16 protein-coding genes are annotated in these 22527 nt (G+C 58.9%); 1 reads left to right on the top strand and 15 read right to left on the bottom strand.

Annotated features, from left to right (window positions below; genetic code table 11):
• The 15 genes from KP808_RS12600 to KP808_RS12530 all read right to left on the bottom strand — a co-directional run bounded on the left by KP808_RS12600 (position 1) and on the right by KP808_RS12530 (position 19123).
• Positions 1 to 774 carry an HpcH/HpaI aldolase family protein gene (locus KP808_RS12600; RefSeq protein WP_230018743.1) on the bottom strand — a complete coding sequence of 258 codons (774 nt, stop codon included), beginning with the start codon at positions 772 to 774 and terminating at the stop codon, positions 1 to 3.
• Complete coding sequence (locus KP808_RS12595) at positions 774 to 2627, bottom strand: IucA/IucC family protein (RefSeq protein WP_230018741.1); 1854 nt, start codon at positions 2625 to 2627, stop codon at positions 774 to 776. Before KP808_RS12595 ends, KP808_RS12600 begins: the two co-directional genes overlap by 1 nt.
• 21 nt (positions 2628 to 2648) lie before the next feature.
• Entirely contained in the window at positions 2649 to 4055 is a 1407-nt protein-coding gene (locus KP808_RS12590; protein ID WP_230018739.1) for a DHA2 family efflux MFS transporter permease subunit, read from the bottom strand.
• Positions 4052 to 5260 (bottom strand): type III PLP-dependent enzyme, encoded by a 1209-nt coding sequence (locus KP808_RS12585; RefSeq protein WP_230018736.1) that lies wholly within the window; start codon positions 5258 to 5260, stop codon positions 4052 to 4054. Before KP808_RS12585 ends, KP808_RS12590 begins: the two co-directional genes overlap by 4 nt.
• Positions 5253 to 7037 carry an IucA/IucC family protein gene (locus KP808_RS12580; RefSeq protein WP_058401342.1) on the bottom strand — a complete coding sequence of 595 codons (1785 nt, stop codon included), beginning with the start codon at positions 7035 to 7037 and terminating at the stop codon, positions 5253 to 5255. The genes KP808_RS12585 and KP808_RS12580 overlap by 8 nt, the downstream gene beginning before the upstream one ends.
• A 216-nt stretch (positions 7038 to 7253) precedes the next feature.
• Positions 7254 to 8630: a diaminobutyrate--2-oxoglutarate transaminase gene (locus KP808_RS12575; protein WP_058401341.1), complete on the bottom strand. Its 1377-nt coding sequence runs from the start codon at positions 8628 to 8630 to the stop codon at positions 7254 to 7256.
• Between the two features lie 344 nt (positions 8631 to 8974).
• A complete protein-coding gene (locus KP808_RS12570) occupies positions 8975 to 11383 on the bottom strand; it encodes a TonB-dependent receptor (protein WP_005734304.1) in 2409 nt (802 codons plus the stop codon).
• Positions 11384 to 11452: 69 nt separating this feature from the next.
• On the bottom strand, positions 11453 to 12418 hold the full coding sequence (locus tag KP808_RS12565) for a FecR domain-containing protein (RefSeq protein WP_122280338.1): 966 nt from the start codon (positions 12416 to 12418) through the stop codon (positions 11453 to 11455).
• Positions 12415 to 12924: a sigma-70 family RNA polymerase sigma factor gene (locus tag KP808_RS12560; protein ID WP_058401339.1), complete on the bottom strand. Its 510-nt coding sequence runs from the start codon at positions 12922 to 12924 to the stop codon at positions 12415 to 12417. The genes KP808_RS12565 and KP808_RS12560 overlap by 4 nt, the downstream gene beginning before the upstream one ends.
• 232 nt (positions 12925 to 13156) lie before the next feature.
• Positions 13157 to 13801 carry an ABC transporter ATP-binding protein gene (locus KP808_RS12555; RefSeq protein ID WP_404944467.1) on the bottom strand — a complete coding sequence of 215 codons (645 nt, stop codon included), beginning with the start codon at positions 13799 to 13801 and terminating at the stop codon, positions 13157 to 13159.
• A gap of 68 nt (positions 13802 to 13869) precedes the next feature.
• A complete protein-coding gene (locus KP808_RS12550) occupies positions 13870 to 14718 on the bottom strand; it encodes an ABC transporter ATP-binding protein (RefSeq protein ID WP_058408604.1) in 849 nt (282 codons plus the stop codon).
• On the bottom strand, positions 14708 to 15562 hold the full coding sequence (locus KP808_RS12545; protein ID WP_002553740.1) for an ABC transporter permease: 855 nt from the start codon (positions 15560 to 15562) through the stop codon (positions 14708 to 14710). The genes KP808_RS12550 and KP808_RS12545 overlap by 11 nt, the downstream gene beginning before the upstream one ends.
• Entirely contained in the window at positions 15559 to 16569 is a 1011-nt protein-coding gene (locus tag KP808_RS12540; RefSeq protein ID WP_044345200.1) for an ABC transporter permease, read from the bottom strand. Before KP808_RS12540 ends, KP808_RS12545 begins: the two co-directional genes overlap by 4 nt.
• A gap of 20 nt (positions 16570 to 16589) precedes the next feature.
• Positions 16590 to 18164 carry an ABC transporter substrate-binding protein gene (locus KP808_RS12535; RefSeq protein ID WP_230018729.1) on the bottom strand — a complete coding sequence of 525 codons (1575 nt, stop codon included), beginning with the start codon at positions 18162 to 18164 and terminating at the stop codon, positions 16590 to 16592.
• Positions 18165 to 18592: 428 nt separating this feature from the next.
• A complete protein-coding gene (locus KP808_RS12530) occupies positions 18593 to 19123 on the bottom strand; it encodes a hypothetical protein (RefSeq protein WP_230019003.1) in 531 nt (176 codons plus the stop codon).
• Here KP808_RS12530 and KP808_RS12525 point away from each other — a divergent pair.
• Complete coding sequence (locus KP808_RS12525; RefSeq protein ID WP_230018847.1) at positions 19019 to 22408, top strand: hypothetical protein; 3390 nt, start codon at positions 19019 to 19021, stop codon at positions 22406 to 22408. The two genes, KP808_RS12530 and KP808_RS12525, sit on opposite strands and share 105 nt — an antisense overlap.
• Positions 22409 to 22527: the final 119 nt, after the last annotated feature.

Raw genomic sequence — 22527 nt, 5'->3', positions numbered from 1 at the left:
TTATTTTCCTTCTGCTGAATGTTGGGCCAGACGCGCCTGAAGTGCGCGAAAGGCAATGCCGCGCTCATCGCCGAGGACAAAGGCATTGACGCCGCGAGCCTGCCAGCGGGCAGCGTCGCCGTCTTTCCGGGGAATGGTGCAATAGGCGACGCCTGCTGCCTTGGTGGCTTGCCAGGTGGCCAGCAACGCTTGTTGTACATCGGGTTGATCGATCTGCCACGGCATGCCCAATGACTGCGACAGGTCTGCGGCCCCCTCCAGAATCATGTCCAGCCCGGGCACATTGGCAATCTCGGTGGCGCGGCGCACGCCTTCGGCGCTTTCGATCATTGCCACTACCATGATCTGTTGATTGGCGGCTTCAACGTACTCCGCCAGGCTGTGCTTGCCGAACGAGCCGGGACGACCGGCGTTGAGGCTGCGGCGGCCCAGCGGGTGGTACTTGCAGGCGGCGATGGCGTCCGCCAGTTGCTCGGGGCTCTCGATCATCGGCAAAACGATGCCCTGCGCACCGCCATCAAGCAGGCGCAGCAGGGTTTTCGGATTGAGATCGGCGACCCGCACCAATGGCGTGAGGTCGTAGCTCTCTGCAACCCGGATCATGTTCTCCACGGTTTCCGGGTTGATCAGCACGTGCTCCATGTCGATGATCACGAAGTCGAAACCGGCCTCGGCGATCAACTCGATGGCGGCCGGGGCCGGGATCGAACTGATCAGCCCGTACACAGGCTGTCCGCTGCCAAGTCTGCTCTTGAGTGTATTGGTCCTCAGCATCATTGCGGCCTGTAGGTGTGCAACGGGTTAGGCACCGAACGGAAGCGACGCTCACCGTCACCCAGCAGGCGGCGCTTGGTCAGTTCTTCCACTTCATAGGACGGTGCGAAGACGTCAAACAGCTCGAAGCGCTCGCGATGCTGCGGGTGCGCACGCTGGTAGTCGAGAATGACGTCGGCGGTCATCTGCCAGAACAGCGCCTCATCCAGCTGGTATTGCTGGCGCAGGAAGATCGCCATTTCGGCCAGGCAAATAAAGAAGAAACAGTCGCAGGAGAAGTCGCGTACCGCATTCACGTCATCGGTAATGATGAACGAGTTACGGTTGAGTTTCGCGTGGCTGTCGGGCAGCGGGACCAGCTCCGGACACAGTTCAGGGCGGCCCAGATGCGCGGGTGAGTAACGCACACCGTCGTGGAAGTCCTTGAGGGCGATACGCTGCGGCCAGCCCTGCTTGACGATAAGCACGATGTTCTGACCGTGAGACTCCATGCCGATGCCTTCGGCGTAGAGCATATGGATGATCGGAGGCACAGTGACCTGCAGCAATTGCCGGGTCCATTCCTTGAGGCCGTACTGGCGGATCCACGCATTGATGAACGGTGCCTGCGCGCCGTCGCCATAACGGTTTTCCACATGGCTCAAGCCATTGAACGGTACGGCCTGCTCATCGTCCTTGAGGTACTGATGCAGGCTTTCGCGCCAGATTGCACCCAGCGTGCCGTAAGTCTGCGCCGAGCGCGCTTCCGGCAGGTGGCGATAGTCGTAGCTGACACCGGCAACTTCGCCGAGAATCACAAAATCCAGCGCACGCGCAGTGCTGTCGGTGGCGATCAACTGGTGCAGCCAGTCGGTGATGATCGGACCATTGAGCACCGTATGCCGCGCCAGAATGCGCGTGCTGGAGGTGTTGGTCATGCTCATCGCCAGTTTGACGTAAGGTCGTTTGGGCTGACTGGCATTGGCCAGTGTACGAATCGACTGCTGAGCCTTGTAGACGTCGGTCGAGGTGCCCAGGTAAATCAGCTCGCCGCTGGCCAGTTCCGGGTAGAAAGTCGACACCGTGACGTTGTCCCATTGCCACGGATGCACTGGCATCAGTTGATAATCGTCAATGGATTTGCCCTGCGCGGCCAGGTCCCGGGAGATTTCCTGCCAGCGCTGTGTGCCCAGTTCCTGGCGGACAAACGCTTGGAAATCCATGTTGCGCGAATGACCGACCGACGCGCTCGACTTCGCCACTGCCAGCCAGACCACCCCGAACGGCGTGGCAAATTCGGGCCCGTAGTGACGGTTGTCAGCCAACGAAAAACCGATCCGTGACTTGTAGCACGGGTGGTAGCTGTGGGCGTCCATGAAGTGCTGTTCCAAAGCGTCAACGTCCAGCTCATGTGCGGGTTTCGCGGGCTGATAACCCTGACTGCGCGCTTGCAGGTCCTTGAGCTGGGTTTGCTCGATTTCCTGGATGAAGCGCGCCAGATGCGGGCTGTCCTTGAACGGGCTGAGCAACTCGGTCAACGCCAGATGCAAATCCGGCACGCTACGCTCCCCGACGCTGTCCAAGCGTTCAAGGGTGGCGTGATCCAGGCGTATCAGCTCGAAGCTGGTACTCAGCAGGCCTTCGCAGTGGTACTCCACACCATCACTGACAGCGACAGTGAAACGATGCCGATGATCGTCCAGCGGCTCGCATCGATAAGGCATTGCAGCCTCGTACAGCAAGGTTTGCAGCAATTGACCGATTACCCGGCGCTGTACTTGTTGGTAGCGCTCGGGGTTGATATCAGCCAGCCAGGCACCGGTGGCCGTTGAGGGTGAAACGGTGTTGCGTTTCAGCGGTAAAGGGGTAGCCATGTTCATACCTCGAACGAAAAATTATCGGGGTTCGACCGCGCCGGGCTGTGCCTCGGTGCGTTCGTCGTTAAGGGGGAAACGCCAGGCACACGGCAGTGCCAGCAGGATCAGCAGGCCGGTGGCAATGAAGACTTCATTGATGGCCGAAGGCGTGGCGGCTGGTCCCGCAGTGTTCAGGCGAAATTCCAGCCACAGCGAGGCGATGACAATTGCCAGCGACGCCACAAGACGGCGGGAAATGTTGTTCATCGCAGCGCCCTGCGTGACCATCGGCTCAGGCAAGGCATTGAGTCCAGCCGTCGTCACCGGCATGTAGGACAGCCCGAGGCCTGCGCCACGAATCATCATCAGCACGAACACCACGCCGATCGCCGTATCCGCCTTGAGCATGCCCAGCGCCAGGGTTGAAGCACCGGTCAGCAGCAGGCCGATGGCGACGACTGTGCGCGGACCATGCCGGTCCAGCGCCTTGCCACCCCACTGCCCGAACAGGCTGGCGAACGCGGCGGTACACAGCAGGGCCAGGCCGGTCCAGATCGGGTTGTAGCCCAGTACTGTCTGCACCAGCAGCGGCAACAGGACCAGGCATTCGAACATGCCGACCGACTGCACGACGGCAACGATCACGCTCAGACGGTAGCCGCGCAGGTTGAACAGACGCAGATTCAGCAGCGGCGCCTTGCGACTCAACTCGACCCTGACGAAAGCAATCAGACAGGCCACGGCGACCAGCACCATGCCCTGATTAAACGGGTCGAGCAGTGCCTCGGCGCGGTGCATGCGGCTGATGGCGATCATCAGCAAGCCGATGCCCGAGGCAACCAGCAAATAGCCGATCAGGTCGAACGGTTTGCGCTCGACAGGCTCGGAGTCTGGCAGCACACCGACACCCAACAGCAAGGCCAGCAGGCCGATGGGCACATTCATCAGGAACAGAGAGCGCCAGCTGAACCACTCCAGCATCAGGCTGCCGCACAGCGGCCCCAATGCCGGAGCGAGCATTACCGCTGCGCTCCAGAGCCCGGTCACCCTGCCCCGCTCGTGCTTTTCATACACCGAGAAAATGATCGCCAGCGATAACGGGATCATCAACCCGCTGGCGATGCCCTGCACCACCCGCGCAGTGATCACCAACGCGATGGAGTTGCCCAGCGCGCCCAGCAGCGAGCCTCCGATGAACAGCGCCACGCCCCACAGGTACAGGCGTTTGCGGCCAATGCGCTGACTGAGAAAGCTGGTCAGCGGCATGGTCATGCCCATGCTGGTCATGAACCCTGCAACGATCCAGGTGGACAGCAGCGGACCGACCTGAAACGCCTCCATGAACGTTGGCAGCGCCGGGTTGAGCGAGCTGTTGCTCAGGCTGACGGTCAGCGTACCGAGCAGCACATTGAACACTACCCAACGGCGTGGGACGTTCAGACTCATGTGCGAACCCGTTCGCCGTTACGCACAAAGTGCTGTACCGGTCTTGGGTGACAGAGAAAATCGACATGGGAGATGTTGTAGCCATAAGCCCCTGCCAGCGGCAACACCAGCAGATCACCGATGTTCACGCCTTTGAGTGGTTGTCGGCGGCTCAATACATCCTTTGGCGTACACAACTGGCCAACCACGGTGTAGACCCGCTCCGCAGATGCGCCCGTCGCTGGCACACTCGGTACATGAATAACCGGATGATCATGGCCTTGCGCAACCGGCAGACGAAACTGGTGAGTGCCGCCGCGGCAGACCAGAAAATGTTCGCCGTGGCTGGTTTTGCTGTCCAGCACCTCGATGGCGTAATAACCGCAATAGGCGCTGATGAAACGTCCTGGCTCAAAGCGCAGGATCGGCGCGTCACGCTGCTCGCTCAGGCGTTTTTCCAGATAGCGGCACAGGCGCTGCCAGTCAAACTGCTGACTGTTCAGATAATCGACGCCAATGCCGCCGCCAACGTTGAAATGGGTCAACTGCTCCGGGTAGCTGGCCAGTGCTTTCCATTCCTGCCAGCGCTGCAGGTAGAAATCCAGCAACTGCTCATGACGCTCAACCGACATCTGATGCGACATGGCGTGTACATGGAAACCCTTGAGCGTGAGGTGGCTGGCGCTGTCTACGCGCCTGACCGCCTCGGCCAGATCGGCTTCGTCAATGCCGAACGGTGTGGCGGTGCCGGCCATTGCCAGCTTGCTCGACTGCGCGGCTGGCAACTGAGGGTTGATGCGCAGAAACACCGGCTGCACGCGCCCGGTTTCCTCTGCCAGATGTTGCAGACGCGCAATTTCGTTGAGGCTTTCCAGATGGATGGCTTCAACCTTGTTCAGCAACGCCGAGCGCAAGTCGGAATCAAGTTTGCCAGGGCCGGAGAACACGTAGGGTTTGCGTGTCGGGCAGGCCATCACCCGCTCGATCTCGCCCCCCGAAGAGATTTCAAAGCCACTGACCAGCGGCGCGAGGGTTTCCAGCATCAATGCTTCGCTGTTGGCTTTGATCGCGTAATACAGCTCGACGCCCGCAGGCAGCGCGGCCATGACATCAGTGACATGCTGTTGCAACGCATCCAGATCGTAGACGAAAGCCGCCAGCGGATCGGTTTCCAGTGCCTGAGCTTCTTTGATGGCGGCCAGTACGGTTTCCGGCAACTTACGCATAACGCGCCTCCTTGGCCCATGGTGAGGCGAGGCGGACATAGTTGGCCTCACGGTCGGCCTTGGCGGCCAGACGCACCTTGAGGTTGGTCTTGCAGGCAATCGACTGGCCGGCAATCAGCGCGTCCAGCTCTGGCGCAGGTAGCACCAACTCGTCGCGGATGCGTTGCAACTGCCGCTCGACTCGCTGCCACATCAGCGGCGCCAAGTGCGGGCGTTCCCAGCTCAAGGCGAGTACGGCCTCGGACAGGTTGTTGATCAGCAGGCAATAGGTGATGCGATTCCAGCCTTGTTCGCGGGTGTAGAGCAATGACTGCCGAATTCGCGGATGCAGACCGACCTGAATAGCCTTGATGCCCAGTTCATCGGTCAGCTTGACGCCTTCGAAGTCGCGTAACAGCAGCTGTTGAGGGCGTCCGTTATCGTGAATCAGCACCGCGTTCTGCAAGTGCGGCTCCATCACGATGCCATGATTGAAGAACAGCGCCATCACCGGGCGCAGCAGCAAGGCCTGGTATTCATCGAACCAGTCCAGCAGGTGCGGGTCCTCAAGTTCACCGCCGTTGAAACGCTCAAGGAAGTCGTGCACCAAAGGCCGCGAACGCAGATCACGCGCAAACAAGGTGCCCGCCATCACGCTTGAATCAGCGCCGGAACGACGACAGAAGTTCTCGCGCAGAATGGCGCCGGTCTGCTCGCGGAACCAGTGGCCGTCGCTCTCGCTGGCGCCTTTGGGTGCCCAGCTCATGGAGCCGGGTTCGGCCACGGTGGACAGACCGCCCAGGGTTTCTGGCCGTGTCTGCTGCAAGCGCTGAAACAATTCGTCGATGATCAGCGTGCTTTCCAGTTCGTACCAGGCGTTTTTCCTGACGCAGTTGGTAATGCGCACATTCAGTGAGCCCTTGATGAAGTAGTCATGCCCTTCGATGTACCAGGTGCGCATCGAAGCCGTCGGGCTGGCCAGCAGGCCACTGGCCCCCAGGTCCGAGATGTCCCCAAGCTCAAGCAGCCTTTGCACGCGACGGTCCTGCATGAACAATTGCGCCTGTACCGGATGCATGCAGATCAGCGCATGCCCGGGCCTGGCTCGCGATTGATCCGCGAACCCGGACATCACCTCGGCTTCGCTCAAGCCATTGGAGGTGATTCGCAGCCCGTCCAGCGGCACTTCGAACAGATGCAACGCGGTCTGCGCCTGAAACTCCGGGGCGTAGGTCTCCTGCGCCAGATGCTCAGGCCACAGACGCGCCTTGGGTGCCGGGTGATTGGGATGGCCGAACCACAGGCCCTGTTCGCTGGCCAGATAACCGCTCAGCGGTGCCGGGTGCTGGCCGGTCATGTTGTGCGCAACGATGGCGGCGGTCAGGTGCTGGCTTTGCAGGACCTGATCGAGCAGTTCGTCGTTGCTGGCCCGGGTCATGTGCTCACACGCCGTCAGCAACTGCTGGGCAAATTCGGCAAAAGCCAGGCAGCGCCAGGTGCTGTTGCCGTTGCGTGCGTAGACATCGGACAGGTAACGATGACTGCCCAGATGGTCGCGGCGGTCCACCAGCACGAAAAACTGCTGCTCATTGGGCAGGCTGATGGTGAGTGGAATGCCCTTCCATTGCCCGCCATCCACGAAACTGCCCGGCGCAATACCTTGCATGCCCTGGGGCCAGGTGTAATGAAGGCACTGTTCAGGCAGTGCGAACTCCTTGATCAGGCAATTAAGTAATGCACGAGTGGTTGCCAGCTCGCTCACCATGTTTGATAAAACGGTGCGATCGGTATTAGTCATGTCTGCTCCACAGTCGCCTTGACGCTTACTGTTTAAGTGACGTCGCAACAAGCGTTGATCTATCGCTTGTGGCACAACGGCTTAACTGTCGGTGTGGCTTATTGTCTGCAACAAGCCAATTGATAATCTCTGCGCGGCGTGCAATGGGTTCGCTCAGTCAAACGTTGTGTGCGTGTTCTGTTTCAAGCGCGGTGATAACGTCATTGCTATTACTGCTTACTTGCGCAGCTGGGCCAATGCAGCCTTGAGGGCGTCCTCGAATCGCTGTATGACCAGTTGGCATTGTTCTTCGGTAATGATCAGCGGCGGCAGCAAACGAATCACGTTGCCATTTCGGCCGCCGCGCTCAAGTAACAGCCCCTGTTTGAAACAGTGCTGCTGAATGGCAACTGCCAGTTCCGGGTCCATTGGCAAGCTGCCGAGGCGGTCCGCCGGTTTGCGCTCATCGACAATCTCGATGCCCAGCATCAGCCCGCGTCCGCGCACCTGGCCCATCATCGGATAACGTTGCTGCAAAAGGCCAAGCTGTGCCTTGAGCCAGTCCCCGCGTTTTGCGGCCTGGGCAGCCAGGTTTTGCCGTTGCAGCACTTCAAGGGTGGCAAGGCCGGTGGCCATCGCCATTTGATTGCCGCGGAAAGTACCCGCGTGATTGCCCGGAGCCCAGGCGTCGAACTCGCGCTTGAAGCCGAGCACGGCCAACGGCAGGCCGCCACCGACGGCTTTGGACATGACGATGACGTCGGGCTCGATCCCGGCGTGTTCGAAGGCAAACATCTTGCCGGTACGGCCAAAACCCGCCTGCACTTCATCGAGAATCAGCAGGATGCCGTGCTTGCGGGTCACTTCGCGAATCTGCTGCAACCACGCAGCCGGCGCGGGATTGACACCGCCCTCGCCCTGCACGGCCTCCAGAATCACGGCGGCCGGGAGCGACACACCACTTTCCACATCTTCGATGAACTGGGTGAAGTAGTAACTCAGCGCCTCGGTGCCGGCTTCACCGCCAATACCCAACGGGCACCGGTACTCATGAGGGTACGGCAGGAATTGCACGCCGGGCATCAGGTTGGTGACGGCATTTTTCGGCGCGGTGTTGCCGGTCAATGCCAGAGCACCGTGAGTCATGCCGTGGTAAGCGCCGGAAAAGCTGATGATGTTATGGCGACCGGTGGCAGTCTTGGCCAGTTTGATCGCTGCTTCGACAGCATCGGCACCGGACGGCCCGCAGAACTGCAGGCAGTAATCGCGTCCCTGGCCCGGAAGCAGGCTCAGCAGCGTCTCGCTGAAGGCATCCTTGACCGCAGTGGTCAGGTCAAGGGTGTGCATGGGCATTCCGGACGTCAGGAAGCTGTCGAGGCTGGCCATGATGGCTTCGTGATTATGACCCAGAGCCAGTGTTCCGGCACCGGCCAGGCAGTCCAGATAAGTAGTGCCTTCAACATCGGTGACCCATACGCCGTGTGCCTTGGCGATGGCCAATGGCAACTTTCGCGGGTAACTTCTTACATTGGATTCAAATTTGCTCTGCCTGTCCAGATAGTTGGCATTGGTTTTCTGCGACGTAGTAGACTGCAATAAGCCATTATTCAACATCGGTTAGTCCTCGCTAAATGCTGGATGCAAACTATTATCATTTCCTTGAAAGTGCAACCCGTTGTTTCAAAAAACAAGATGAAATTTAAATGAACGTTATTGCTTACTTAAAAAGTTGCAAGGCACGCGAATACGCCGCTCTGTACGTCGGAATTATTCAAAGTGCCATCACTCAGAGGGGCGCTTGTTATTTATGTAAAACATCGAAAGAGAGTCTTATATAACAGACTCTTCTATGGTCATACTCAGGTTAATTATTTAATAGTCGCACAGGTTATCCCTCGATGAGGACTGCCAGTTTTTTCACTACGCGGGTGAGCCCTTCCCTGGGCTGCGCGGTCAACTCAGAACCCGATAGTCGCTGACAGCAGATAGGTCCGGGGTGTCGACAGGGTCAGGCCCGGCTCGCTGTCATCCGACGCTCCGGCCGAACTCCAGTAATACTTGTTCATGACGTTCTCGACATTGGCCCGCAGTGTGATGTCCTTCTGATCGACCTTGAACGCATACCGCGCGCCCACGTCGAAGCGCTCGGAAGAATCGATGCTTTTGCTGTTGGCCTGGTCCAGGTACTGCGAGCTGGTGTAGATGCCCCGTCCGGTCAGGGTCAGGCCCTTGACGCTCGGCACGTCCCATTCTGCGCCCAGATTGACGTTGTACTCGGGGGTGGCAGGTGCGCGATTACCATCGAACGTGCCGTTGACGGTATTGGTCAGCTCGCTGTCGATGTACATCACCCCGCCCAGCAGGCGGAAGCCCTTGAGCGGTTCGCCGAACATGGTCAGCTCGACACCATCGTTGCGGCGCTTGCCGTTCGGGCCGAAGACGCGCGAGGTTGTGTTGGTCTCGTAGGCCGGTTGCTTGATACGGAATACGCTGGCAGTGAAGGCGTATGACCCCAGGTCATATTTGGCCCCGACCTCGATCTGGCGGCTGACGAAAGGCGGGAAGATCTGGTCTTCGTTCACCGACGTCGACGGCGCGATCTTGCCCTGGCTCAAGCCTTCCATGTAGTTGGCATATACCGAGAAGTCGTCGGTCACTTTGTACAGAATGCCGCCTGAAGGTGAGACCTTTTCCTCGTCGTAGGAGGTGTCGCCCTTGACGTTGTCGGTCCAGTCATCAACCTTGACTCGCTGCCAGCGGGCACCGAGTGTCAGCAGCAGGCGGTCATCGAAAAAGCCCAGTGTGTCGGTCAGGGCCACACCGCTGAAGCGGTTCTCGGTGTAAACCTTGGAGTCGGCCCGCGTAGGGTTGGAGGGTGTCGGCGTGTCGACCGGATTGTAGAGATTGCTCGGCGCGGCTGCGTAGCGTGCACCACCGTTTTCAAAGTCCATGTAGAAATAGCTGGCAGCCAGATTGACCTCGTGGCTGACCGGTCCGGTATTGAACCAGCTGCGTGCGCCGGCAGTGGCTGTGCGAACATTTTCGTCGCGGGTGAAGTCGCGCGGCTGAACGCTGAAGTCACCTGCGTCGTTGGTGACCGATACCGCATGGCGCAGGAAGTCATGGTTACTTTTGCGCGCGCCGACACCGCCGTACAGCATCACCGAGTCGCTGAGGTCATATTCGGCGTTCACTGCGCCGAAGGTATCCTTGGTGCGCGCCTTGCTCCAGGACTGCGCATAGTTGTCGCGAACATCGTTGGCGTTGGGCACCTTTGCATTGGCACCCACCTGTACGCGCTCCTGCGGGGCATCGGTATCGCGCTCGGTGTGCCCGATATCCGTCGACAGGCGCAGGCGGTCGCCGCGGAAATCCAGGCCCAGCACGGCCATGTCGCGATCAACGCTCTGATGATCCCATTCAGTGTCGCCAGACTGCTTCACGCCATTGAAACGGATACCGAACTTGTCGTCCTCGCCAAAGCGACGGGCCACATCCACCGCCGCGCCTGCCTGCCCCTTGGACGCATAGCTGGTGGTCAGCTCGGTGATGGGTTTATCCGTTGCGCGCTTGGGGACCACGTTGATCCCCCCGCCGACACTGCCGCGCGGCGAAATGCCATTAATCAGCTGGCTTGGGCCCTTGAGGATATCTACCCGCTCGGCCATTTCCATGTCGATGGTGTATGTGGGCAGGATGCCGTACAAGCCGTTGTATGAGACGTCGCTATTGAACAGGCTGAAGCCGCGAATGGTGAACTGTTCGTAACGCCCGCCAGCAGGGTTAGTGGCACGCACCGACGGGTCGCTGGCAATCAGGTCGCCAAGGGTACGGGCCTGCTGGTTTTTCACCGCGTCCTTGGTATAGGTGGTCATGCTGAAGGGCGTTTCCATGAAGTCCCGCGAACCCAGCATGCCTTGCGAGCCTTTGCGTGCCACTTGGCCGCCTGCGTATTCCTGGCCATCGGTAGAGCCGCTGTCACCGACAATCGAGGTGGGTGCGAGTTGCAGGCCTGCGCTCGCGCTGTCAGGTGCCGGGATCAGCGTGTAAGCCTGCTCTCCGACGGGTACCAGTTGCAGACCGGAACCTTGCAGCAAGCGCGCAAAGCCTTCCTCGACCGCGAATTCGCCGGACAACCCCGAACTGTTTCGACCGTTCACCAGCGCGGGGTCTACCGAAAGGTTGACCCCGGCCTGACCGGCAAAGCGGGTGAGCGCGGCGCTCAGGCTGCCAGCCGGCACCTCATAGGCACGTTTGCCCGAGGTTTCGGCCCAACTGGTCGAGGCGAACAACGGACTGGAACTCAACGTCAGCAACAGGCTGAAATGCAAAAGCGGACGCAAACGGTAGGAAGACACTGCGGACATAGAGGGAAACTCTCGTATTTTTTGTGCACTTACCTGAAATGACCAGCGAGACAAAAAAAAGGGACAGCTTCACGCATTATTTTTTGTCGAAATGTTTTTTCGAGGTACCAGCGTGACCCAGTAGCGGGTCCGCATCTGCACGTCCACCGGCAGGCTGGCAGCCAGTAACGAAAGCACGCGGTCGGTATTGTCGAGCCTGAAACTGCCCGTCACTCGCAGGGCTTCAAGTGCCGGTTCCCAGCGCAGCAAACCGGGGCGGTAGCGGCCAAGCTCGCGCAGGAAATCACCCAGAGACTGGTTCTGCGCGGTCAGTACATCGTCGCGCCAGCCGGGCAGCAAGGCGTCGAAGGCGCTGACAGGCCCGGCACCATCGTGTTTGAGGCTGACCTGCTGTTGCGCATGCAATGCCAGCACCGGCCCCTGCAGCGGATAGAGTTGCACCGAGCCGCTGACCACCGATACACGGCAATCGCTGTCGTTGAGACGTACACAGACTTCACTCTGACTGACCACGACGCGCCCGTAGGGGCCCTCGATGGTCAGTGCTGCCCTGCCCGGCACCTTGAGTGCTATCTCGCCACGCACAAGGGTGACTCGACGTGCACCCAGATCAACATTCACCGCGCTGTCGGTGTTCAGTTGCAAAGTGCTGCCATCGGCCAGGGACAGACGCTTGTGCTCGCCGACGGAGGTTTGCAGGTCGGCACGCCAGACATCCAGCGGCAGCTGACGGCCCACCAGCCAGGCGGTCGGGACCAGCGCTACAGCGCCCAACGCCCGTTTGAGCGCCGCGCGCCTTGCCTTGTCGGGACGATCCAGAGTGGCCATAGCCAGATTGGCAGGCAGGCCGAAAAAACGCTGCCGCAGCTGTTGCGCCTTTTGCCAGGCGCGCTCATGACTGGCAGAGCTGTCGCGCCAGTGCTGCAGCATGGCGTGATCTTCTTCGCTGGCGCCGCCGGATTCCAGAAGCGCCAGCCACTGCGCCGCCCTGCGTACTACCTCGCGTTCTTCGTTAGAAGGTGCCGAGCGAATCACCAATCCACCAGCAGGCAGTGTTCGTAGGCTTGCGCCATATAGCGTTTGACGGTGCGTTCAGAAACATCCAGGCGCTCTGCGATTTCCCGATACCCCAGCCCCTCGAGCTGGCTCCAGAGAAACGCCCGGCGCACCACTGCCGACAGGCCATCGAGCAACTCGTCCAGCGCCTGCAGGGTTTCCAGCAGCAGCCAGCGCTGTTCGGGGGACGGCACGCTGTCTTCAGGCAACTGCGCCAGCGCTTCAAGATAAGCCTGTTCCAGGCTGCGGCGAGTATAGAAATTACTGAGCAGGCGCTTGCCAACGGTCAGCAGGTACGCGCGTGGCTCCTGCATATCGGCGATCTGCTGAGAGCTGGACAGTACACGCAGGAACGTATCCTGACTCAGGTCCGCAGCATCCCAGGCATTGCCCATGCGTTTACGCAACCAGCTTTCCAGCCAGCCATGATGATCGCGGTAAAGGGAATGCAAGGTCTGCTGTGATAGCGTCGCTGCTTCAGTCATGTCAAAAGCCTTGAGCGATGGGTGCGCCAAATGAGACTGATTCTAATTAGTGTTATATCCCGAGTCCACGCTCTTTTTTTCAAAAAGCCCGCCGCCGCTGCGTAAAATCGGGGTCATTGGTCCGCAATGCGTTGATCTGCGCTGTATACAAGTGATTCACTCGAGCGACAAATAAACGCGATGTGTATCTTTTTTGTACCACTTTCGACGTAAATTTCTTCCGGGAAATCGATCAGTGGTTCGCCCCCGCCAATACGCCAAGTGCCGCACGATCAAGATGTCGCTCGACACGTCCCTCGCGGATCAACAGTGCCCTGTCACACAAATGGGCAATGGTATTCATGTCGTGACTGACCAGAATCATGGTCATGCCCGTGTCGCGACGCAGGGCCTGGAGAAGATTGAGTATTTCCGCCTGAACGGTCATGTCCAGCGCCGAGGTCGGTTCGTCCAGCAACAACAGTGCTGGATTCAATTGCAGCGCACGAACGATGGCAACGCGCTGACGCTGGCCGCCGGACAGTTGATGCGGGTAGCGATCGAGCATGTCACCCGACAGGCCCACCTGTTCCATCGAAGCAACCAGATTGGCCTCGTCGAAAGGAAGGCCGTTGATCTGCCGCGGCTCGCGCAGGCTGCGGCGGATCCGGTGCAGCGGATGCAATGATGCATAAGGGTCCTGAAACACCATCTGCACCTGCTGACGCAAGGTTCCCGTGAAGGCTTGCTGCGCGTGAAGCGGCTGCCCGAACAGGTTCACACTGCCCTGCCAGTCGCGCTGGAGGCCGGCGAGTACTCGCAGCAAAGTCGACTTGCCAGAGCCTGACGCGCCGATCAGACCGAAGCATTCGCCCGGTTCGATTCTCAACTCTGCCATCTGCAGTGCAGTAAAGGCATGCAGGCCACGCTTGAAGCTTACCGTCAGTTCATTGATATCCACCACGCTCATGGCAGCGCCTCCATTAGTTTGCGATCAAGGGTCGCAAGTGCCTGACCATAGGTCAGAGCAGAGGGCTGACAGCGCCATAGCGTCTGCGTGTAGGGGTTACTGGCAGTTGCCAGTTCGGCGGCGTTGCATCGGTCGACAATCCGCCCGCGGTACATGACCAGCGCCCGGTCACAATATTTCGCCACCAGAGGCAGATCATGACTGATCAGCAGTAACCCCATGTTGCGTTGTTCGACAAGGCCCAGAATCAACTCCAGAATCTGATCGCGCAGGCCGCTGTCGAGTGCCGAGGTGGGTTCGTCGGCAATCAAAAGGCGCGGATCATTGATCAGCATTGCGGCGAGCATCACCCGCTGCCCCATGCCGCCGGACAGTTCGTGGGGGTAGCTGTCATACAGCGCCAGCGGGTTGGGCAAGCCTACAGCCTCCAGCATGTCGAGTACTTTTTCGCGACGCTCACGGCGTCCCAGCCGGGTATGCAACACCAGCGCCTCTTCAACCTGAGTGCCGACCCTGAGCACCGGGTTGAGCGAATACCTGGGGTCCTGCAACACCAGTGACAGACGAGTACCGCGCAGGCCCTGCCATTGCTTTGCCGTAAGGCTGCGCAGGTCATCGCCTGCCAGGCTCATGTGTTCGGCGGTCACCTGACCGGGGCATGCGACAAGCCCCAGCAACGCACGCGCGGTGAGTGACTTGCCCGAGCCGGACTCACCCACCAGCGCGACCTTTTCAGTGCCCACAGTGAAATCGATCCCCTTGACCACCTCGATCAGTTCCGGGCCCGAGCCTGGAAAACCGATCCGCAAGCCCTGCACGTTCAACAGCGATTGTTCATGAGTCATGACGAGGATCCAGTACATCGCGCAGACCGTCGCCCAGCAGGTTGAAAGACAGGCTCGTCAGCAATATCGCGATTCCCGGTGCAGCGGCGACCCACCACTGATCAAAGATGACCCGGCTGCCGTCGGCAACCATCGAGCCCCATTCCGCAGTCGGTGGCTCGACACCCAGGCCAAGAAATCCCAGCCCTGCGGCGGCCAGAATGATGCCGCCCAGGTTCAGTGCTACACGCACGATCACCGAAGGCAGGCACAGCGGCAGGACGTGACCGATCAACAGACGCATGCCACGTATGCCCTGCAAGTGAGCTGCGGCCAGATAGTCGCTGTTGCGCAATACACTGGTTTCCGCCCTTGCCTGACGGGCATACGCGGGCCATGCCGTGAGCGACAGTGCCAGTGCCCCGTTGAGCAGGCCCGGCCCCAGAATTGCGACAAACGCCAAGGCCAGCACCAATTGCGGAAAGGCCATGATTATGTCGGTCAGGCGCATCAGGATTCGCTCGGCCCAGCCGCCGTAAAAGCCGGCAGTAACGCCCACCAGCAAACCGATGGGCAAGGTCAGCAGCAATACCAGCGTTACCAGCAGCAAGGTCGGGCGTGTGCCGTAAAGCAGGCGTGTGAACAGATCCCGGCCAAACGCATCGGTGCCCAGCCAGTGGGTGGCAGACGGCGGCAGCAGACGCTCCTGAATATTCTGCGTATTGGGATCAAAACCACTCAACAGCGGCGCCAGCAACGCCACAAGTACCAGCACCCCGATAATCGACGCGCCGATGAGTAATGCGGGTGAGCGACGCCATCCGCTGCGAGCCACTATATTGTCGAACGCTACGGAAACACTCATGACACCCCCCGTGTTCGCGGATCGATCATGCCAGCCAGCACATCGGCGATGCCGTTGACGACCACAAAACAGAGTCCGATAACCAGCGTGCTACCGAGGATCGCTGGTACGTCACCGGCAAACAACGCCGTGGTGAGGTAGCGGCCGATACCCGGCCAGGCGAAGACCGTCTCGGTGAGAATCGAGCCTTCGAGAAGACTGGCGTAAGACAGGGCAACGACGACCACCAGCGTCCCGGCAACGTTCGGCAACACATGGCGCAACAGCACCCGACCACGTCCCGCCCCCTTGGCCAGCGCAGTCACGACGTACTCCTTGCCCATTTCTCCCAGCAGCGCGGAGCGTGTCATGCGGCAAATGCCTGCCATCGAGTAAAACGCCAGGACTAGAACAGGCAAGACCAGATGACTGAAGGCGTTGGCCAGCGCGCCGCTTTCGCCAGAGCGCCAGGTGTCCCACAACATCAATCCACTGCTCAATTCAAGGGTGTACAGGTACGAATCGTCCAGACGGCCTGGCCCGCCAGTCCATTGCAGCCTGGCGTAGAACAGCAGGAGCATCAGCAGACCGAGCCAAAAGATCGGCACCGAATAGCCAATCAGCGAGACCAGCCGCACCAGCCCGTCAACCCAGCCTCCCGGCCGCCACGCTGCCAGCAGGCCCAATGACAGGCCGAGGGTACTGCCCAGCAGAATGGCCAGGGTCGCGAGCTCAAGTGTGGCTGGCAGCGCACGGCTCAAACCTTCCAGCACGGGCTGCCCGGAGGTAATGGAAACCCCAAGATCTCCTTGCCCCAGGTTGTCCAGATATCGACCGAACCGCGCTGGCCAAGGTTGATCAAGGCCCAGATCGGTTCGAACCTGGGCCAGCGACGATTCGCTGGCGTGATCGCCAGCAATCCTTAGCGCCGGATCGACTGGCGATAGAGTGGTCAGCATGAATGTGAAGAACAACAGGCCGATCAGTGTTATCGACAACGACAACAGTCCGCTGGCCGCCACTTTCACTCTGCGTGAAGCCCCTGCTCTCACTTGCTTTTGCTCACCTGATCAAAATACGGCAGCGAAACGGTGATGTTCTGTAACACACCTTGCACGCCGTCATGTACCGCGACCTGGTTCTGACCTTGCAGCGCCACGACAAATGGCGAGCTTTGCTGCACAGTTTTTTGCAGGTCGGTATACAGCGCAACACGTTTTTGCGGGTCACGTTCGGCAGCAGCCGTGCGGGTTTCCTGGCTCAGTTGCGGGATATCCCACTGAGTGCGCCAGGCGATGGTTTTCGGACCGTTGGCGACGTTGTAAGTGAAGGCGCTCGCGTTAGAGTGAGGATCCAGATAATCCATCCCCCAGTAGGTGAAGATCAGCTGAAAGTCCCGGGCGCGCATTTTCGCCAGTAGCTCGCTTTCTACCAGCGGACGCACTGAAATCTCTATGCCGGCTTTGGCAAAACTGGCTTGCAGCGCCTGGGCAATATCTGTGTAGGGAGGTTGATTGAACACATTGAGTTCGATTTTCGTGCCTTCGGCAATACCACCCGTTTTTAAGGCGGCCTTGGCTTTATCGACGTCCAGTTTGAACGGTTTGTCGACCAGCGAGCCGATGACGCCCTCAGGGAGGAATGCCTGGTGGACGCTGTACTGGTTTTTCAACAGATTTTTGGAAATGCCCTGATAATCAACCAGCCAGCGAGCAGCTTCCCAGAACGCCGGGTTCTTCAGTGCAGGCGCCTGCGTGCTGCCACTGTTGATGGCCAGGTAATAGATCATTGAGGACGGGAATCGCTGCACACTGACGCCCTTCTGCTTTTCCAGAGCGCTGAACTGGTCTGCGCCCAGATCGAACGCAAGGTCAGCATCGCCCTGCACCACCAACAGACGTCGGGTTGCCGGGTCAGTGACGTTCTTGAGGATTACTGTTTTCAGCTTGGGGGCCTTGATGGCATTAGGATTGGCCTGAAGAACCAGCGCCTCGTGCGGCACGTAGCTGCGCAGCGCATAGGAACCCGTACCGGCTGAATGATTTTTCAGCCAGCCGTTGCCCAGATCAGCGTCTTTCGTATGCTTGCCGACCTCTACCGCGTCGACAATGAAGCCCACTGGCGTCGCAGACAGAATGCTCAACGCAAATGAACTGCCTACCGCTGCTGGCCAGGAAATCTTCACATGCTGGTCATCCACCCGGGTCAGGAAGCTGTCGACGTTTTCCGCCGTCCAGCCCAACTCACCCAGGATGAATGCAGGCGACTTGTTCAGTTTGACCACGCGGCTCAGTGAGTAAATGACGTCTTCCGGGCGAACACTGTTGCCCGAGGCAAATCTGGCACCGTCACGCAGTTCGAAAACCAGACTCTTGTCGTCGTCACCCGCCTTCCATCTGGATGCCAGGGCAGGCACCAGGCTGGCCGGGTTCTGCCGGTCTGGCTCAAGTAAGCGCTGATAGATATTGGCCAGGGTATTGGTCGCGGTAATTTCAAAACTTTCGGCGGGGTCCAGGCTGGCAATGTCGTCTATCGAGCGCGCCACCAACGTATCCGGGGGCGTTGCAGCCCAGGCTGAACCGCTGATTGTGATTGCCATAGCCAGAGCTGTCAGACGCCGCATCGTGAATTCCCTTATGAGCTTGAGTTATTGGGGAATGACGATATAGCGCATTTGGTAATATAAAAAAGACTGTTTAGTCATTAACTTAGAACGTTTTTCCGGGTTGAGACGCTCGGGGATAGGGCTACGTTGCGGTTTGGGGAGTGGTGCGCAATAGGTTGCGCAATCAGCGGTCGCTTTAGATCACTTAAGCGCTTGCGAGCCTCGCTTAGCGGCGCTTTGACGGCGTTGCGCAACATCTCGTAATCGCAAGCAGAATCTCGCGCAGGTTTTATTGGATTTTCGACTGAAAAATCACTCTCGACTCAAATTTAACTCCTAACCTTTTGATTTAAATAAGTAAAAAATATTTGGCACTGTTCTTGTTAGCTTTCATGGCATTCAACTAGCCCAACTGTTCGTTTATGTCTGGGCCTCGACGGTATCGATTACCAACGCCAGAGCAGGGAATTCACACAATGACCAACGGCAGCCTGAGCGCTGGACCATCCTGCGAAATGGACAAACTGATCGTCCAGATCGTGGGCAAGAAGCACTCGGACCAGCAGCAGGTTTTGCTGGTCGGCCCTGATGGCAATCGAATCTATCAAGCCAAATCGGAAAGGCTGGTAAACGAGCTGTTCAGCAGCACACTGAAAGTCTGGGATCACATCGACGGCGGGCGTCTTGATCTGCAAATCGCGACCCTTGAAGGCGAGCCGATTCGCCTGCCGTTGCTCAGTGGCACGAAAGTCACGCCGCGACAGGCCGATGCGCAGTTCAATCAGATCGTTCCGGTGCTGCCATTCATTGCCTTGCCCGGTTCCAAGACAGTGGACGACATGGGCACACCGGTGCTGGCTCGCGCGGGTTATGTGTATGTGTTTTATCAGGAGAAGCTGTGGCGCGAGCTGGAGATCCACGTCAGCGAAACCGGCAACACGTATCACGACATCGACGTGGCCCGATATCGTCAGCAAAGCGGGTTTCTAGCAGGCGAGCGCAAGGCCACTGGCCAGGCGCTTGAGGACATCTGGCTGCCGGCACTCTGGAACAACCGGCACGTGCAGACGCTACAGTTGTGTTTCTCGGAAATACAGCTCAGCGCGGCACGCCTTGAGCGTCTGGAAAAAGACGCGGCTTCAAGAAATCCGCGCTGCAACAGCCCAGACCTGAGCGGGTCGAAAATGCGCTTCAAGGACCTGTACAAGGGCAAGCCCGATGGCAAGGCGATGCTCGATGCGTTTTCCGGCTTTGATGCCAAAAACCCTGTCGCCCAGGCACTCATCGCCCCGATCAAGGCGACCCGGCTGAATCTGCAATACAACGCGTTTCCGGTCAGCCTGGCTGCACCGCAGCGCGCCCGCCAGCCCGGTTATGAAAGGCTGCTCGATCATCCGGCGCGGTATCTGTGTGATCTGTCGGGGCAGTTTCCGGTCGAGTCCTTCAGAGAAGCCAAGGCATTTCTCGCTCAGGCTGGCAGAGGTGTTGCTGTGCAGGATGTCAGGCACCTGGAGCTGACAGCGATGGCCGACGCGCTGCTCGCCAGTTTGCCGATCGAAGCGGATGCCGAGCCCGTCGATGCGGGGGTGCTCTGGGAAGCACAGGCCGGTGTCGTCGATGTGCTGGAAAACGCCCGCCAGCGGCAGGTCTGCGGCGTGCTGCTGGACGATGCCTGCTATCGACTGCGTCATCTGCGGCAACGTGTCGATACGTGCCAGCAACTGTTCGCGCTGTGCGCCCGACACGCCGTTCTTCACCCACACCATGCCAGCGCGTTGCTGGTGCAGCAACTGGTGGTGCCGCGCAGTATTCGCGGTCAGGAAAACCCGCTGCATGCGGCGATGGCCAAGCTGCATGAGCCGGGCAGACGAGCGATCAACCAATGCACTGCCACGGTCCAGCGCGCGGTGGTCTGGCGGCACATGCTCAGTGCTCAGGACGCGCTGGTCGCCAGCCTTAAACAAAGGGCCACGGAGCAAATGCTGGCGGATCACCTGAGCCTTGAAGGTTTCGACTACGTGGCGGCGATGTATGAGTTGAGTCGGACGCTGGCGACTCTCGCGCTGCTGCCATCCAACGTCGATCCGCTGGCCCCCGGAGGCGACATGGTGGATGCGGTCACGGGGGTTGGGCTATGGGATCAGGCCGTGAGCCTTGGGCAGAAATTTTTGAACCAGACCGCAAGCGATGACACATCGCCACTGCACCTCATGCTCTGGCCCGAGTGCGATCTACAGACCGCTTGCGCGCCTTATGTCGTGCCGGTTACAGATGACGAGAACAAAGGCGACGGCCGTTTTCGCGCCACCGAACTGGCCCGTTTCGAGACTCAGCCAGCGCCTGACCCCATCGCCCAAGTCACACTGGACGCCACCACCCTCGCTAACTTGCTGGCGGGCGAAAGCCTGCAGAACTTCTTCCTGATCAACAACGGCAAAGCCACAACAGCGGCGCTGGTCGGGATCTTTGAAAACCTGCAAAGCGCCGCAGATGGCGCTGCGAACGCCGTCGCCAAAGCCAGCCAGACTCTTGCGTCAGCCAAAGGTAATGCAAACAGCGCCAATGCCAACGTCCGGTCGGCAAACGACCGACTGGCCCAGATGCAAGAACGCCTCGGTGCAAACGCCGACAAGATCAACGTCAACCGCCAGGGCCGAGGCGTACAACAACTGCGCAGCATGATGCCCGAGCATTTCGGTGCGGCCTTCCTGATCCGCCGTAATCAGGTCACGCCGCAACACTACATATTCGGTCTGGAAGACCTGCCCGGCCGGGAGTCGCTGCCAAAAACACGTTACGGCGAATACCTGAGACCCGACGGAACGCCCTTCGGCGACATTGCCCCTCCGCATCCCTCTTCTACCCGCCTGCCCAAGGGCGACCATCTGGTGCTGGTGATCCCACGCGGCCACAAAACCGCGCAGGTGATCGGCGACATGAACCGAACGCTTAAAAAAGTTCGGGAAGCAGCAGGCGCGGTGGGTGACGCGGAGCTGGGTCATATTCGGGCGAAGAGCGGGCTGAGTGAGGCCATTGAGGGGCTGGATGCGGAGAAGAACAAGGCGGCTTATCGGGTGCTGGGGTCGACACCGTTCTGTCTGGCGGTGTTGATGCTGGAGGTTTGGAATGTGAGTTCGGAGAGTGAGGCGTTTGCGCAGTCAATACGCGAAAAAGGATTTCTGAGAGCTGGCGCGGGATTGGGAGGAGCCTTATTGGATTTAGCAATTGCGGCTGAGGCCTTGGCGGTCAAGCTGGCCAGTCAAAAAACATTATTTTCTTTAGGGCGGAAAACTTTATTCAACATCAATTCAAAAAAGACAGCGATTTTCTTTGGTGAGTTGCTAGCCAAAAAACTCATTCATTCAGTGACGGGTCGGATAATAGGTATTTTTGTTTCCGGAGTAACTCTATCCGCAGTGAATGCAATAGATGCGTGGCAAGCATGGCAATGGAACGATAAAGCGCTGTACGGATATTTGCTGATATCTCTAGGTGGTCTAGCAGGTTCGCTGGGAACCTTGTTCGGGGCGGCTGTAACTCTCCTTAATCTCACCGCTTTGGGTTGGGCCGCATTACTGTTGGTCGGAGTGGGCGTAGGCCTGGTCATCTTGCTGAGTTCAACGGCGCTGGAATCATGGTTGGCCAACGGCCCATTTGGCGAGAGCCGTTCGATTGACCATTATTTACAGGACCCTTCGGAGTCCTTTTACCGACTGACCAGCCTGCTTGCCGGCATCAGTATCTCAATACAAAAAAATCCGGCTTACGAACAGAACGCCAAATTTGATACTCATGCAGACATCCCGCATGCCGTACGCAGCGCAGACACGATAATTCGCTTGCAGAGTCGCTTGCCAGGGCTTATCGGCAGTCTCGGCAGCCTGAGCATTCAGGCGGGCTGCAAGTTATGCCGCGTTACCGAAAGAGCGAATATCCAAGGCGTACCTTATCGTGCAGAAATTGAAATCGCTGACAGACTTGAAACCCCTAAGGCACAGCGTCTTCACGTGGACGCATTGGAGCTATTTTTTGCCACGCCCGCTAATCAAGGATCATCTACAGGCAGCAGCAGACACTATTACCAATGGGCCGTGAGGGCACAGTTCATCGTGGACAGCGGAGGTAAAAAACTCTATTTCCCTGCCCCTCCGGTCAAAGACCCGACTCAATACAGTCGAGATTGGGCAACGCCCAATTTCAACAAAATCAACCAACCATTCTGGGCTGATGAAGAAGCTCATAAGACCTCTTCCAATGACTGACTCAAACAAGAGCGCCTATTACGGGTCGCAGACCTTCCGGCCTGACACTATTCCTGAACAGATATCAACGTTGCGAGCGAACTCCTCCTCAGCATGTTCTATACGCATGCCTTGGGGCT

This window comes from Pseudomonas savastanoi (genome assembly GCF_020917325.1).
GTDB lineage: Bacteria > Pseudomonadota > Gammaproteobacteria > Pseudomonadales > Pseudomonadaceae > Aquipseudomonas > Aquipseudomonas amygdali.
The sequence above is the reverse complement of the archived record's forward strand: the minus strand, read 5'-3'. Positions and strand labels throughout refer to the sequence as shown.